The sequence below is a fragment of the Arthrobacter sp. E44 genome (assembly GCF_041877125.1).
Classification (GTDB): domain Bacteria; phylum Actinomycetota; class Actinomycetes; order Actinomycetales; family Micrococcaceae; genus Arthrobacter.
In genome coordinates this window covers 38,092-50,791 of record NZ_JBHDJA010000010.1, presented here as the reverse complement: position 1 = coordinate 50,791, position 12,700 = coordinate 38,092, and the positions used below count along the sequence as shown (strand labels likewise).

Sequence of the window (12,700 nt, the reverse complement as noted above, 5' to 3'; positions counted from 1 at the left end):
TTACATCCGCAGGGTCAGGGCACCGGGCTCCATGGTCATGAGCACGTGCTTGCCCTGGCCCTCGTGGTCGCCGTCCAGCTGGTAGTCGTCCTTGTGCTCCAGCGTGATCTCCACGCTCTTGCCCTGGAAGTACTCCACGGCGGTGTCCTTGTTCTTGCCCTTGCCGATGATGCCGGCGAGCACGGAGAGCCAGCCCAGCTTGCCGTGGTGCGGCGCCAGGACGGCGATGTCCAGCAGGCCGTCGTCGATCTTGGCGTCGGGGAAGATCTCCAGCCCGCCCTGGACCTTGCCGCAGTTGCCCACCATCACGCTGCGCACGCCGCGGTGGACAACCCGTTTGCCGTCGATCGCAACGGTTGCCTTGACCGGTTTCCCGGGAAGGTTGCGGATCCCGGCGTCCACGTAGGCCAGCCAGCCCACCTTGTGCTTCAGTTCCTGGTTGGTGTCCGCCATGATGGTGGCGTCGTAGCCCAGGCCGGCCATGACCAGGAACAGCTGCTCCTCGTCGGGGTCGTTCCGGCGGGCGCGGACCACGTCGATTTTCCGCTCGGTGCCCACCAGCGCCCCGGACAGGGCACCGTCGTAGTCGGTCACGTCGATGCCCAGGTTGCGGGCCAGCAGGTTCCCGGTGCCCAGCGGCAGCAGGCCCATGGGGACGTCGCCGCCGGCAAGGACCTCGGCCACGCAGCGGACTGTTCCGTCGCCGCCTGCCGCGATGACGAGGTCCGCGCCCTGGGCCAGGGCTTCCTTCGCCTGACCGACGCCGGGGTCCTCCTCCGTTGTCTCAAACCAGAGGGTTTCGCCCCAGCCGTTCTCCTCGCAGTGCTTGGCCATCAGCTCGCGCACGTCAATGTCCACCGTCTTGGCCGGGTTAATGACGACGGCGGCTCGTTTGGGCGAAGGGGTGGAGCTGGTCTCAGTCATGACGTCCTCAGATGGCGGAATGTAAAGCAGGCTTCTCAAAGAAGGGTAACCCGGCGCGGGGCATGTTCCGCGCCTACAGGGCCTTAACCGCGCCCAGCACCTGTGCCAGCGAGTCCTTGGCGTCCCCGAACAGCAGCGACGTCTGCGGCTCATACAGCAGATCGTTTTCGATGCCGGCGAAACCCGGGCGCATGGACCTCTTCAGGAACACCACCTGCCGCGCCTCCGCCACTTCCAGGATGGGCATCCCGTAGATCGGTGAGCCTGAGGAGGTCTTGGCGGCCGGGTTCACCACATCGTTGGCACCCACCACCAATACCACGTCCGTGGTCTTGAACTCCGGGTTGATGTCGCCCATCTCCTTGAGCGACTCGTACGGCACGTTGGCCTCGGCCAGAAGAACGTTCATGTGCCCGGGCATGCGGCCGGCCACCGGATGGATGGCGAAATCCACTTCAATCCCCCGCGCTTCCAGGGCCTGGGCCAGTTCGGCGGCCGTGTGCTGGCCCTGGGCCACCGCCAGGCCGTAGCCGGGGACGATGATCACCCGCTGGGCGTACCCCAACAGAACCGCCACGTCCTCCGGCGAGGACGAGCGGACCGGACGCCCGCTCACGGCGGTGGATCCCGCCGTCGAACCTCCCCTGAAGGCGCCGAACAGAATACCTGCCACGCTGCGGCCCATGGCCGCCGCCATGGCACGGGTGAGGATGGTGCCCGAGGCGCCCACCAGCGTGCCGGCCACCACCAGCAGGACGTTGCCCAGCACCAGGCCGGAGGCGGCGACGGCCAGACCGGTGAAGGCGTTCAGCAGCGAGATGACAATGGGCACGTCGGCGCCGCCTACCGGCAGCACCAGCAGCACGGCCCAGGACCAGCAGCAGGACCGCAAGGGGCAGCGCCGCGGTGAGGACCACGGCAACCGCGGCGGCCACCGCGGCGAGCAGGACCACGGCCATCACCACCGGCAGGCCCGGGAACACCACCGGCCGGGTGGTCATGAGTTCCTGCAGCTTGGCGAACGTGACGCCCGAGCCGGCAAAGGACACCGCGCCCACCAGGAGCGTGAACACGATGGCCACCCGCACCCACGGATCCTCCGCGTGCGCCAGTTCCAGGAGGGCCACCAGGGCGGCGGCACCGCCGCCCACACCATTGAACAGCGCCACGAGCTGCGGCATCTGCGTCATCTTCACGCGCCGGGCCACCGGCGCCGCCACCGCGGAACCCACGGCGATGGCGGCCAGGATCCAGGGGATGTTCTCCAGCCGGGCGGACAGGAAGACGGTGACGACGGCGATCAGCGCCCCGAGTGCGCCCACCAGGTTTCCACGGCGGGCCGTGCGCGGTGAGCTCAGCCCCCGCAGCGCCAGGATGAAGCAGACCGCCGCAGTGAGGTAAAGGACGGAGGTCCAGACCGGATCGAGGAGGCTCATTTGCTGCCCGCCTTGGGTTGCACCGCGTCCTTTTTGGCGTGGAACATGTGCAGCATCCGGTCCGTCACCACGAAGCCGCCCACCAGGTTGGCAGTGGCAAGGACGACGGCGAGCAGCGCCACCGCGAGCACCCAGGGGTCGGTTGCCTGGCCGGCCACGATGATGGCACCCACCAGGATGATGCCGTGGATGGCATTGGCGCCGGACATCAGGGGCGTGTGCAGGGTGCTGGAAACCTTGGACACCACTTCGAAGCCGACGAACACCGCCAGCACCGTGATGGTCAGCAGGGCAATCCCGTCCATCAGAGCCCTCCTTCCTGCCGGGCTGCGGCGGCGCCGGCTGTTGAAGCACGTGCCTTCAGCAACTCCGCAGTGGGTTGGTGCCGCACCTCCCCGGCGTGGGTGAGGCAGGCACCTGCCACCACTTCGTCGTCGAAATCCAGCATGAGCGCGCCGTCGTGGACCAGCAGCGCCAGCAGGTTGGCTACGTTCTTGGCATAGAGGCGGGAGGCGTCGGAGGCCATCGCGGAGGCCGCGTCCTTCAGCCCCACCAGGGTGATCTGTCCTGTTCCGTCGGCGGTGGGAATGGGAATTTCCTGACCAGGTACGGAGCCCTCCACATTGCCGCCCGACTCGGCGGCGAGGTCGACGACGACCGATCCCGGGCGCATGCCCTGCACCATCTCGCGGGTCACCAAGAGGGGCGCGGGGCGTCCGGGAACTGCCGCCGTCGTGATCAGAACGTCCGATTGCGCCACGTGGGGCGCCAGCAGCTGCCGCTGCCGGGTGCCGGCGTCGGAGCTCAACTGCCGGGCATAGCCGCCTGCCGCCTCGGCCGTTTCCAGATCCAGACGGATGAAGGTGCCGCCCATGGACGCTACCTCGTCGGCGGAGGCGGGGCGGATGTCGTTGGCGAAGACGCGGGCGCCCAGGCGCTTGGCGGTGCCGATGGCCTGCAGCCCGGCCACGCCGGCGCCGAGCACCAGGACGCGGGCGGGCGGGATGGTTCCGGCGGCGGTCATGTACAGCGGGAAGAACCGGGGCAGCCTGATGGCGGCCTCAAGGACGCAGCGGTACCCGGCCACCAGCGCCTGCGACGTCAGCGCGTCCATGGACTGGGCCCGGGAAATACGCGGCACCAGTTCCAGGGCGAAGGAGGTGACGCCGCTGTCCGCGAGCGCCTGCACTACCGGCAGCTCGGACGACGGCGAGGCGAGCCCCACCGTGACGGCTCCCTTTTTGAGATGCGCAGCGGCGTTCGGGTCAAGGGGACGGACGTGGGCCAGGATGTCGAGGGCGGCCAAGTCCAGTTGGGGAACGATGGCGGCCCCGGCGTTTTGGTAGGCGGGGTCTGCGTGCCCGGCACCGTCCCCGGCCCCCGCTTCAACCAGGACCTCAAGCCCCATCCCAGCCAGTTGCCTGACGGTATCCGGGGTGGCGGCCACACGCCGCTCGCCCTCCCGGCGTTCCCGCGGAATCCCCAGTCTCACCCGCCAACTCCTCTTCCTGACGAGCAGTGCAGCCTCTCTGCTGCACGCAGTTGGCATGAGTCTAGAACGCCCTGCGCTGCGGCGGGAGTGGGGGCTGGAGGGTAAGTGGTAACAATTAGCCTGTCAGCCCGCCACCGCCATGCCCGGGCGGTTGCCTGGCTGAAGGACTGCCGTTACTTGTTGCTGGCGCGGATGGCGTCCGCCACGCTTTCGAGATGGAGCCGCATGGCTTCTGCCGCCGCGTCCGGATCATGGGCACAGACGGCATCAATGATGGCCAGGTGCTGCGGCAGGGAAACTGCCGGGCGGCCAGGCTGGCGGGCAAGGCGGAACTGGAACCGGACCGCCTGTCCCCGGAGCCGCTGGATGGTTGCTGCGGCCGTCTGCTGCGCGCTCATGGCGATGATCTTTTCGTGCATCGCCTGGTTGCCTTCGGAGTAGGACTCACGGTCTCCCCGGTCCACGGCGTCCTTCATACGGGCGGCCAGGTCCTGCAGCTCAGCGATGTCCTCATCGGTGGCCCGTTCGGCAGCCTTACGGGCACAGAGGCCCTCCAGGGCGGCCCTCACCTCGGTGATCTCCACCGCTTCCTCTACCGAGACCGCACGCACCCGCGCTCCCCGGTTTTGGACGCGCTCCACGAGGCCTTCGACGCTCAGCTCCGAGAGGGCAACCCGGATGTTTCCCCGGCTCGCCCCGTACTCGGCGGCCAGGTCCCCTTCGACGAGGCGCTGGTTAGGCACCAGCTCTCCGCTGACAATAGCGGTGCGCAGCAGCTCTGCAAGCTCAACGGCGGTAAGGGTCCGGCCCGCTCTATTCACGGTGTCCACAGCCAACCTTCTCCCTGTCCCTTTCGGTTGCCAATTTTGCTGACAATTTCCGAACTCAGCGTACTCCAGCTCCCGCGGGCAGGTGCCAAATACCCACCGTTGATTGTTAGCTATATCGCTGACAAAATTTGCTTGAGCGGTTTGTTCGTCAATTTGGCGTCGTCCCGGGCCCGGCCAGGAGCGTCTATCCAGGCCTTGACGCCCCTACTCAAGGACGCTGACCCCGCCTGGGAAGGGAACCACCATGCAGGAACTCGGTATTGTCCACACCAACATCACCCGCGCGGCTGAAGAGAGCGTCAAGGCCTTGTCCGCCTTCGGCGTCAGCACCGTCCATGAGGCCATGGGCCGGCTGGGCCTGATGCGCCCCTACATCCGGCCGGCGTACCCGGGCGCGGCAATGTGCGGCACTGCCATCACCGTCCTGCTGCAGCCCGGGGACAACTGGATGCTGCATGTGGCCGCCGAGCAGGTCCGGCCCGGAGACGTGGTGGTTGCCGGCTGCACCACGGAATGCGAAGACGGCTTTTTCGGCGAGCTGCTGGCCACATCACTCCGGGCACAGGGCGCAGCGGGGCTGGTCATCGACGGCGGCTGCCGGGACGTCGCCGCCCTCCAGGCCATGGACTTTCCCGTCTTCAGCCGCGCGATCAATTCCAAGGGCACCGTCAAGGCCACCCTGGGCTCCGTCAATGTCCCGGTAGTCTGCGCCAACGCCCTGGTCACGCCTGGCGACGTGGTGATTGCCGACGTCGATGGGGTGGTGGTGGTGCCCGCCGCCAGGGCAGCCGACGTGGCGGCAGCAGCACGGGCCCGGGAAGACAACGAAAAAGCCAAGCGTGAGCGCTTTGCCAGCGGGGAACTTGGACTGGACATTTACAGCATGCGGGGGCCGCTCGAAGCCGCGGGACTGCGCTACGTGGATTGAGGCGCTACGTGGATTGAACGGCACGAACGGCGGGACCGCCGTAGTCAAGCGCTATACGGCGCGCGGCTTCCATCAGCTGTGGCAGGACGGCCGCTTCAATGTCCTGCGCCGCCGCCCGGTGCGTTTGCAGCGAAACGTTGGCCGCGGCCACAACCTCATGTCCACGCCGGACCGGGACGGCCACGCCCCGGAGGCCTTCCTCCAGCTCCTGTGAAACCATGCACCAGCCCCTGGCCCTGGCCGCTTCCACTTCGGCACGCAGGTCCTCCACACTGCCGATGGAGCGGTCAGTGAAGCGTTGCAGCCGGACCGAGTGGAGGTATTCCTCCAGCTGCGGCGCAGGCAGCCCGGCCAGGAGGACGCGGCCCATGGAGGTGGCCCAGGCCGGGAAGCGGGTACCCACCGTGATGGAAACGCTCAGCAGGCGGGGAGAAGGAACGCAGGCCACATAGACCACGTCGCCGCCGTCGAGGATGCACAGGGACGTTGTCTCGTTAAGCTCCGCCGCCAAGTCCCTCAGGTGCGGCTCGGCCACCTTGGGCAAGGTCAGCGCGGCAAGATAGGACCTGCCCACGTCCAGGGACCGCGCGGTCAACTCGAAGGCCGGCCCGACAGCCCGGAGGTAGCCAAGGTCAGCGAGGGTGAGCAGGAAGCGCCGGGCCGAAGCCCGGGTCATGTCCGTCCGGGCTGCAACCTGCGAGACGGTGAGCCGGGGCTGGTCCGGGGTAAAGGCAAGCAGGACGTCAAAAGCCTTCTCAACCGACTTAACGAAGTAGCCCGACTGCTCCTCCACTATCCTGTTCCCTTCCGAACCAACCGTGCGCACGGCACGGAATTGCCGGGCTTTTCACACCTGTTCGATCATATCGGGCGCCGGCGGGGAGCAAGCCTGGCCAAGTCGCCCTAGTGCGTAGCCCGAAGACGGACGAGGGTTTCCTGCAACAACACGCCTGTTTCCTCGTCCAGTCCCAGGAGGGGCACCATGGCCACCGCCTGCTCCCGAAGGTGGTCCCATCCATCGATGCACCGAATGCCCATGGCCTCTGCGCAGGCCACGCTGGCGGTGGTGTGGCGGGCGTATACGAAGTCGTACAGGACAGCGTCGGGTGCCAGGGCAGCACCACCCCAGGCCGCCGGATCGGAGGTGCTCTTTCCGATGGGCGTGGCGTTGACGATCAGGGAGGCATCAGCGGCGGCATCACGGGCTTGCTCCCATGTGATGGCGTGCGCGTCGAGGCCCAGTTGGCACGCAAGTTCCAGCAGTTCGGCGGAAGCGCGGGGATCGCGGTCCGTGATGGACACGGTCCCCACGTTTTCCCGGATGGAAATGAGGGCTGCGCGGGCGGCTCCCCCGGCCCCGAGCAGGAGGGCGTGGCGCTGGTAGGCGGTCCCCAGCAGTTCGCGGGCAGCGGTGATGTCGGTGTTGTGGGCCTCCAACCTTTCGCCTGCCCGCACCAGCAGGTTGCAGGCACCGCTCAGCCTCACGGACCCGTCGGCAACATCAGCGGATTCCGCCGCCCAGTGCTTATGCGGCATGGTCACGTTCGCCGCCACCAGGTCCGGGTCCAAGAGCTCTCTGCGGACCTGCGCCAGGTCGCCATCCGGTGGCACATCCCATGCCTCATACCTCCAGCCGTTGCCCAGCCGGGCCAGGACGGGATTCCAAAGCGCGGGGGACATGGCCTGGGAAGCAGCTGACCCGATCAGGACCAGGCGGGAAGCGTGAGCGCGCGGTTCCATACGTGGCTCCACCTTTCGCAGAGATTGGCGTTGTGATTGGCGTCACCGGCTAGTATCCTCTTTTTAGGCGCATTTCGCACACTTGTTCGCTATGCGTACAGACTAGAAAAAGATTCCCACCTTCAGCGTGGAAGGAACCCCACAATGACCAACATCGCAACAGGAGCCCAGGCGACGCCCGAGGCGCAGCGCCGTCTCAAGCGCGCAAAGAAGGCAGCGTTGGCAGCCTTCCTCGGCGGCGCGCTGGAGTACTACGACTTCTTCATCTATGCCACTGCCGCCTCCCTCGTCTTCTCGAAGATCTTCTTCCCCGCGGGCGACCCCACCGTGGCGCTTATCGCGTCCTTCGCCACGTTCGGTGTCGCCTACGTCGCGAGGCCGTTCGGCGCAGTGGTGTTCGGCCACCTGGGTGACAAGATCGGCCGCAAGAACACCCTCGTTCTCACCCTGGTCCTGATGGGCAGCGCCACGTTCCTGATCGGCGCGCTGCCGGACTTCAGCGTGGCGGGCTACTGGGCCCCGGCACTGCTGGTGGTGCTTCGCCTGATGCAGGGCCTGTCCGCCGGCGCCGAGACGGCCGGCGCCTCGGCATTGTCCACCGAGGAAGCCCCTGAAGGCCGCCGCGGTTTCTTCGCCAGCTTCGCCATGAGCGGCATCTCGGCCGGCATCGTGCTGGCATCCCTGGCCTTCCTTCCTGTTGCCGCCATGAGCGAGGCGGACCGCCTTGCCTGGGGATGGCGGATCCCCTTCTGGCTCTCCCTCGTAGTCCTGATCGTGGCCTACCTGGTGCGCCGCTCCCTGGAGGAGCCGGAGGTTTTCGAGGAAAAGCATGACCACGGCGAACTGGTAAAGCTGCCCTTCGCCAAGATGTTCCAGACCCACCCCGCCCAGTTCTTCCAGGTGGCGCTGATGTCCTTCGAGACCGTCACCAACACGTTCATGCAGTCCTTTGGCCTCGCCTACGCGGTTTCGGTGGGCGTCCCGGCCTCCACCATGCTTTGGGTGAGCATCCTCGGCAACGTCCTTGCGATCGGCAGCCAGCCCCTGATGGCACGATGGTCCGACAGCCTTGGCCGGCGTCCCATCTTCATCGGGGGCGTGCTCGGTTCCGGCGCCATGATCTTCGTCTACTTCTGGGTGATCTCCACCGGGAACATCCCCATGATCTTCCTGACCAGCACGCTGATCACGGCCGGAACCTACGCCATGTCCAATGCCATCTACCCGGCCTGGTTCTCGGAGCTGTTCAACGTGAAGGTCCGCTACTCGGGCATGGCGATCGGACTCCAGATCGGAATCCTGTGCGCCGGTTTCACCCCGCTGCTGGGCACCGCCCTGGTGGGAGCGGACAAGGCCAACTGGGGACCGGCAGCCTGGATCGTGGCAGGTTCTTCGGTCCTCGCCGTGGCGGGTGCCTGGTGGGCCCGCGAGACAGCCAAGACCCCGCTCCGGGAGCTGGGCAACCACGTGCGGTAGGGGCCCTACCAGCCACGCAGCAAACAGGAAGAGCAGTTCCGCCAGAAGCGCCGCGTCAATGCGTTCCATGCGGACCAGCACCAGCAGGGGTGAGCGTTCGTGGTGCGCAGTCCAGAAGTAGGTCTCCGGCTCGGTCCCTGCCAGCGCGTGGCGCTCCCCTGTCTTGACGGTGAGGACGCCGGGCTCCCAGATTCGGGCCACCAGGGTTCTGGCAAACCACGCCGGCTGTCCCCAACTGGACCGTTCCGTCACGCCCGGCAGGGCAAGGGCAGCCTGCCTGACCTCGTCCTCGCTGACCATGCATCCGAGTCTGCCCCCGGGTAGGGCGGCGGGACAAGGTCACATACCGCTGGCGGCGGACTATCCCCTGGCGGTGAGGTCTGCCGAGATGAGTTTGGCGGTGGCCACGATCTCTCGCGTGACCGATGCCAGGTAGGCGTCCGGGTCCGGCTTGGCCTCCACGGACTGGGCCTGCAGGGAGACGTTTACGGCCGCCACCACCTTGGTTCCGTCGTACACGGGCGCCGCAACGGACATCAGCCCCAGTTCCAGTTCCTGGTTCAGCAGGCACCACCCCTGCGCCCGCACGGTTTCCAGCACCCCCAGCAACTCCGGGACGCTTCCCAGGGCGCGGGGAGTCAACGGCTTCACCTCGGCCGCCGCCAGGTAAGCCTTGAGCTCCGCAGGGGGCAGGTGTGCGAGCAGTACCCTGCCCATGGATGTGGCATAAGCCGGGAAACGGGTGCCCACGGTGATCCCGATGGTCATGATCCGGCGGGTGGTCACGCGGGCAACGTACGCAATGTCCGTGCCGTCCAGCACCGCAGCGGAGGTGGATTCGCCCAGCTTGAGGGACAGCTCCTCCAGATGCGGCTGGGCCAGCTGCGGCAGGGACAGGCCGGAGAGGTACGCGTACCCCAACTGCAGGACCTTGGCCGTCAGCGCGAACGTCTTGCCGTCAGTCCGCACGTACCCGAGCTCCACGAGGGTATGCAGGAACCGGCGGGCGGTGGCGCGGGTCAGCCCGGTGCGGGACGCCACCTCCGTGAGCGTCATGACGGGGCGGTCGGCGTCGAAGGCCCGGATCACGGCCAGGCCCCGCGCCAGCGACTGGACATACTGGTCGCTGGCCTGCGGCGGCTGGGTGTCCGTGCGGACGGCGTCGGTCATGGTTACCAATCCTAGGTGGCGCTTCCGACGGCGGCGGCCTTGAGCGGGACGGGCACCAGTTCCTGGAGTTCTTCGAGGGTGCGGCCGAAGGTTTCCCGCACGGTAATGCCCTCGGGCCCCGTCAGGAACACGGCCTTGTCCGTGTAAACGCGGGTCACGCACCCCACGCCGGTGACGGGGTAGGTGCAGGACTCCACGATCTTGGAGGCGCCTTCGCGGGTCAGGAGGGTCATCATGACGAAGACGTCCTTGGCGCCGGTGGCCAGGTCCATGGCACCACCGACGGCGGGAATGGCACCCGGTGCCCCGGTGTGCCAGTTGGCGAGGTCGCCAGTGACCGATACCTGGAACGCACCGAGCACGCAGATGTCCAGGTGCCCGCCGCGCATCATCGCGAAGGAGTCGGCGTGGTGGAAGTACGAGGCGCCGGGGAGTTCGGTGACGGGGATCTTTCCGGCGTTGATGAGGTCCTCGTCGATCTCATCGCCCTGGGCTTCGGGACCCATCCCGAGCATGCCGTTCTCCGTGTGGAGGGTGATGTTCTGTTCCTCGGTGAGGTAGTTGGACACCAGCGTGGGCTGCCCGATGCCGAGGTTCACAAAGGACCCGGGCGCGATGTCCCTGGCCACGAGCCGGGCCAGGTCATCCCGGCCCAGGGGCGTCGCCGAGGTCTGGAGGGACGTTTCGGTCAGGCTCATCTCAGGCCACCTTCGGGTTTGTGCTTGCAGCGGGGTTGCCGCTGCCGGCAACTTTGACGATGGTGTCGACGTAGATTCCCGGAGTCACCACGTTCTCGGGGTCCAGCCCGCCGGTGGGGACGATCTCCGAGACCTGGGCGATGGTGTGCTTAGCGGCCGCGGCCATGATCGGACCGAAGTTCCGGGCCGTCTTTCGGTAGACGAGGTTGCCCTTGCCGTCCGCCTTCAACGCCTTGATGAGGGCGACGTCGGCGTGGATGGGGGTCTCGAAGACCTGCCACTTGCCGTCCAGGAAGCGGGTTTCCTTGCCCTCGGCGAGCATGGTGCCGTAGCCGGTGGGGGTGAAGAAGCCACCGATCCCGGCTCCGGCGGCGCGGATCCGTTCGGCCAGGTTGCCCTGGGGCACCAGTTCGAGCTCAATCTCACCGGCTTTGTACTTGGTGTCGAAGTGCCAGGAATCGGACTGCCGGGGGAAGGAGCAGATCATCTTCTTCACCCGGCCCTCCTTGATCAGCAGGGCCAGGCCCTGGTCGCCCTGGCCTGCGTTGTTGTTCACCACGGTCAGGTCGGTGGCACCGCATTCGAGCAGCGCATCGATCAGTTCGAACGGCTGGCCGGCGTTGCCGAACCCGCCGATCATCACGGTGGATCCGTCCTTGATTTCGGCCACGGCGGCCTGGACCGAGTCGACAAAGTTCAGCATTACTGGTCCTTTCCAGCGGTATTTCCGGAAGCAGTCACGTTTTCAAGCACCACGGCCAGGCCCTGGCCCACACCGATGCAGATCGCGGCCACGCCCCAACGTTCGCCGGAGGCCTGCAGCGACCGGGCCAGGGTGCCCAGGATCCGGGTGCCGGACGCGCCCAGCGGGTGGCCCATGGCGATGGCGCCGCCGTGGCGGTTCACGATGGCGGGGTCGATGCCCCAGGCGTTGATGCAGGCCAGCGACTGCGCGGCGAACGCTTCGTTAAGTTCGACGGCGCCCACCTGGTCCCAGCCGATGCCCGCCTTAGCCAGGGCCTTGTTCGCCGCCTCGACCGGGGCGTAGCCGAAGTACTGGGGATCGTTGGCGTGTGCGCCGCGTCCGGCGATCCGGGCCAGCGGCTCCAGCCCCAGCAGCCCAGCGGCAGCCTCACTGCCGATCCAGGCCGCGGAGGCGCCGTCGGACAGCGGCGATGCGTTACCCGCAGTGACCGTCCCGCCAACCTCGGCGCCCTCGGGCTCCTTGCGGAACACCGTCTTCAACGCGGCCAGCTTCTCGGCAGTGGAGCCAGGGCGGATGCCCTCATCACGGACCAGGTCCGTGCCCGGGACCGGGGCCACCAGGTTGTCGTAGAACCCCTCGTCCCAGGCCGCAGCGGCACGGTTGTGCGAGTCGGCCGCGAACTCGTCCTGCGCCTGCCGGGTCACGCCGTACTTCTCACGCAGCCGCTCGGTGGCCTCGCCCAGGGAAATGGTCCACTCCTTGGGCATCGCCTTGTTCACCAGGCGCCAGCCCAGCGTGGTGGAGGCCAGGGTCATGTCCCCGGCTGGGTACGGCTTCTCGGTCTTGGGCAGCACCCACGGGGCCCGGGACATGGACTCCACACCGCCCACGAGCATCAGGTCGGCGTCGCCGGCGTTGATCTGGCGGGAGGCGATGATCGCCGCGTCCAGCGACGAGCCGCACAGCCGGTTGACCGTAGTGCCGGGGATGGACACTGGAAGACCGGCCAGAAGGGTGCCCATCCGGGCCACGTTGCGGTTCTCCTCACCGGCGCCGTTGGCGTTGCCGAACACCACCTCATCAATCCGCTCCGGATCAAGCGAAGGGGCCCGCCTCACGGACTCCCTGATCACATGCGCGGCAAGGTCATCCGGACGCACGGCGGCAAGGCCGGAGCCGAACTTGCCGAACGGGGTGCGCACGGCGTCGTACACAAAAGCCTGGTTCATGATTCCTCTGGTTCTCTGGGCCCAACTGACTGGCACTTGTTGTCGTTTTGGGGGTCCAAAACGACAACTGC

General features: G+C 67.3%; 12 protein-coding genes and 1 pseudogene. 2 read left to right on the top strand and 11 right to left on the bottom strand.

The window, feature by feature from the left end; translation table 11 throughout:
• The 5 genes and pseudogenes from ACETK3_RS10750 to ACETK3_RS10730 all read right to left on the bottom strand — a co-directional run bounded on the left by ACETK3_RS10750 (window position 1) and on the right by ACETK3_RS10730 (window position 4,682).
• Window positions 1–924, bottom strand: coding sequence for a diacylglycerol kinase family protein (locus ACETK3_RS10750; protein WP_373992872.1), 924 nt, complete (start codon window positions 922–924; stop codon window positions 1–3).
• 73 nt (window positions 925–997) lie between these two features.
• A pseudogene (locus tag ACETK3_RS10745) lies at window positions 998–2,360 on the bottom strand (NAD(P)(+) transhydrogenase (Re/Si-specific) subunit beta).
• Window positions 2,357–2,665, bottom strand: coding sequence for an NAD(P) transhydrogenase subunit alpha (locus tag ACETK3_RS10740; protein ID WP_236820839.1), 309 nt, complete (start codon window positions 2,663–2,665; stop codon window positions 2,357–2,359). Before ACETK3_RS10740 ends, ACETK3_RS10745 begins: the two are co-directional and overlap by 4 nt.
• The gene (locus ACETK3_RS10735) at window positions 2,665–3,852 is read right to left on the bottom strand and encodes a Re/Si-specific NAD(P)(+) transhydrogenase subunit alpha (RefSeq protein ID WP_373992871.1); all 1,188 of its coding nucleotides are present in this window, start codon (window positions 3,850–3,852) and stop codon (window positions 2,665–2,667) included. The genes ACETK3_RS10740 and ACETK3_RS10735 overlap by 1 nt, the downstream gene beginning before the upstream one ends.
• Before the next feature lie 173 nt (window positions 3,853–4,025).
• On the bottom strand, window positions 4,026–4,682 hold the full coding sequence (locus ACETK3_RS10730; RefSeq protein ID WP_237429260.1) for a GntR family transcriptional regulator: 657 nt from the start codon (window positions 4,680–4,682) through the stop codon (window positions 4,026–4,028).
• 244 nt (window positions 4,683–4,926) lie between these two features.
• Here ACETK3_RS10730 and ligK point away from each other — a divergent pair, with 244 nt between their 5' ends.
• Entirely contained in the window at window positions 4,927–5,610 is a 684-nt protein-coding gene (gene ligK / locus ACETK3_RS10725) for a 4-carboxy-4-hydroxy-2-oxoadipate aldolase/oxaloacetate decarboxylase (RefSeq protein ID WP_373992870.1), read from the top strand.
• A gap of 4 nt (window positions 5,611–5,614) precedes the next feature.
• Here ligK and ACETK3_RS10720 read toward each other — a convergent pair whose 3' ends face one another.
• Together ACETK3_RS10720 and ACETK3_RS10715 are read right to left on the bottom strand one after the other, a co-directional pair.
• On the bottom strand, window positions 5,615–6,403 hold the full coding sequence (locus ACETK3_RS10720; RefSeq protein WP_237429261.1) for an IclR family transcriptional regulator C-terminal domain-containing protein: 789 nt from the start codon (window positions 6,401–6,403) through the stop codon (window positions 5,615–5,617).
• Window positions 6,404–6,513: 110 nt separating this feature from the next.
• A complete protein-coding gene (locus ACETK3_RS10715) occupies window positions 6,514–7,350 on the bottom strand; it encodes a shikimate dehydrogenase (RefSeq protein ID WP_373992869.1) in 837 nt (278 codons plus the stop codon).
• A gap of 144 nt (window positions 7,351–7,494) precedes the next feature.
• On the opposite strand from ACETK3_RS10715, the gene ACETK3_RS10710 reads away from it, so the two are divergent.
• The gene (locus ACETK3_RS10710; RefSeq protein ID WP_236800296.1) at window positions 7,495–8,826 is read left to right on the top strand and encodes an MFS transporter; all 1,332 of its coding nucleotides are present in this window, start codon (window positions 7,495–7,497) and stop codon (window positions 8,824–8,826) included.
• 360 nt (window positions 8,827–9,186) lie between these two features.
• Here ACETK3_RS10710 and ACETK3_RS10705 read toward each other — a convergent pair whose 3' ends face one another.
• From ACETK3_RS10705 to ACETK3_RS10690, 4 genes are read right to left on the bottom strand one after another with little or no spacing between them, the layout of a single operon-like run.
• Window positions 9,187–9,996 carry an IclR family transcriptional regulator C-terminal domain-containing protein gene (locus ACETK3_RS10705; RefSeq protein WP_237429264.1) on the bottom strand — a complete coding sequence of 270 codons (810 nt, stop codon included), beginning with the start codon at window positions 9,994–9,996 and terminating at the stop codon, window positions 9,187–9,189.
• 11 nt (window positions 9,997–10,007) lie between these two features.
• On the bottom strand, window positions 10,008–10,694 hold the full coding sequence (locus tag ACETK3_RS10700) for a 3-oxoacid CoA-transferase subunit B (RefSeq protein ID WP_373992868.1): 687 nt from the start codon (window positions 10,692–10,694) through the stop codon (window positions 10,008–10,010).
• 1 nt (window position 10,695) lies between these two features.
• Window positions 10,696–11,397 (bottom strand): 3-oxoacid CoA-transferase subunit A, encoded by a 702-nt coding sequence (locus ACETK3_RS10695; RefSeq protein ID WP_237429266.1) that lies wholly within the window; start codon window positions 11,395–11,397, stop codon window positions 10,696–10,698.
• Window positions 11,397–12,629, bottom strand: a complete 1,233-nt coding sequence (locus tag ACETK3_RS10690; RefSeq protein WP_237429267.1) for a thiolase family protein — start codon at window positions 12,627–12,629, stop codon at window positions 11,397–11,399. Before ACETK3_RS10690 ends, ACETK3_RS10695 begins: the two co-directional genes overlap by 1 nt.
• Between the last annotated feature and the right edge of the window lie 71 nt (window positions 12,630–12,700).

Excerpts from the sequence above, each read along its gene's own strand:
- ACETK3_RS10710 (WP_236800296.1), top strand. The coding sequence starts at position 7,495 with ATGACCAACATCGCAACAGGAGCCCAGGCGACGCCCGAGGCGCAGCGC.
- ACETK3_RS10700 (WP_373992868.1), bottom strand. The coding sequence starts at position 10,694 with ATGAGCCTGACCGAAACGTCCCTCCAGACCTCGGCGACGCCCCTGGGC.
- ACETK3_RS10705 (WP_237429264.1), bottom strand. The coding sequence starts at position 9,996 with ATGACCGACGCCGTCCGCACGGACACCCAGCCGCCGCAGGCCAGCGAC.
- ACETK3_RS10715 (WP_373992869.1), bottom strand. The coding sequence starts at position 7,350 with ATGGAACCGCGCGCTCACGCTTCCCGCCTGGTCCTGATCGGGTCAGCT.
- ACETK3_RS10695 (WP_237429266.1), bottom strand. The coding sequence starts at position 11,397 with ATGCTGAACTTTGTCGACTCGGTCCAGGCCGCCGTGGCCGAAATCAAG.
- ACETK3_RS10750 (WP_373992872.1), bottom strand. The coding sequence starts at position 924 with ATGACTGAGACCAGCTCCACCCCTTCGCCCAAACGAGCCGCCGTCGTC.
- ACETK3_RS10740 (WP_236820839.1), bottom strand. The coding sequence starts at position 2,665 with ATGGACGGGATTGCCCTGCTGACCATCACGGTGCTGGCGGTGTTCGTC.
- ACETK3_RS10690 (WP_237429267.1), bottom strand. The coding sequence starts at position 12,629 with ATGAACCAGGCTTTTGTGTACGACGCCGTGCGCACCCCGTTCGGCAAG.
- ligK (WP_373992870.1), top strand. The coding sequence starts at position 4,927 with ATGCAGGAACTCGGTATTGTCCACACCAACATCACCCGCGCGGCTGAA.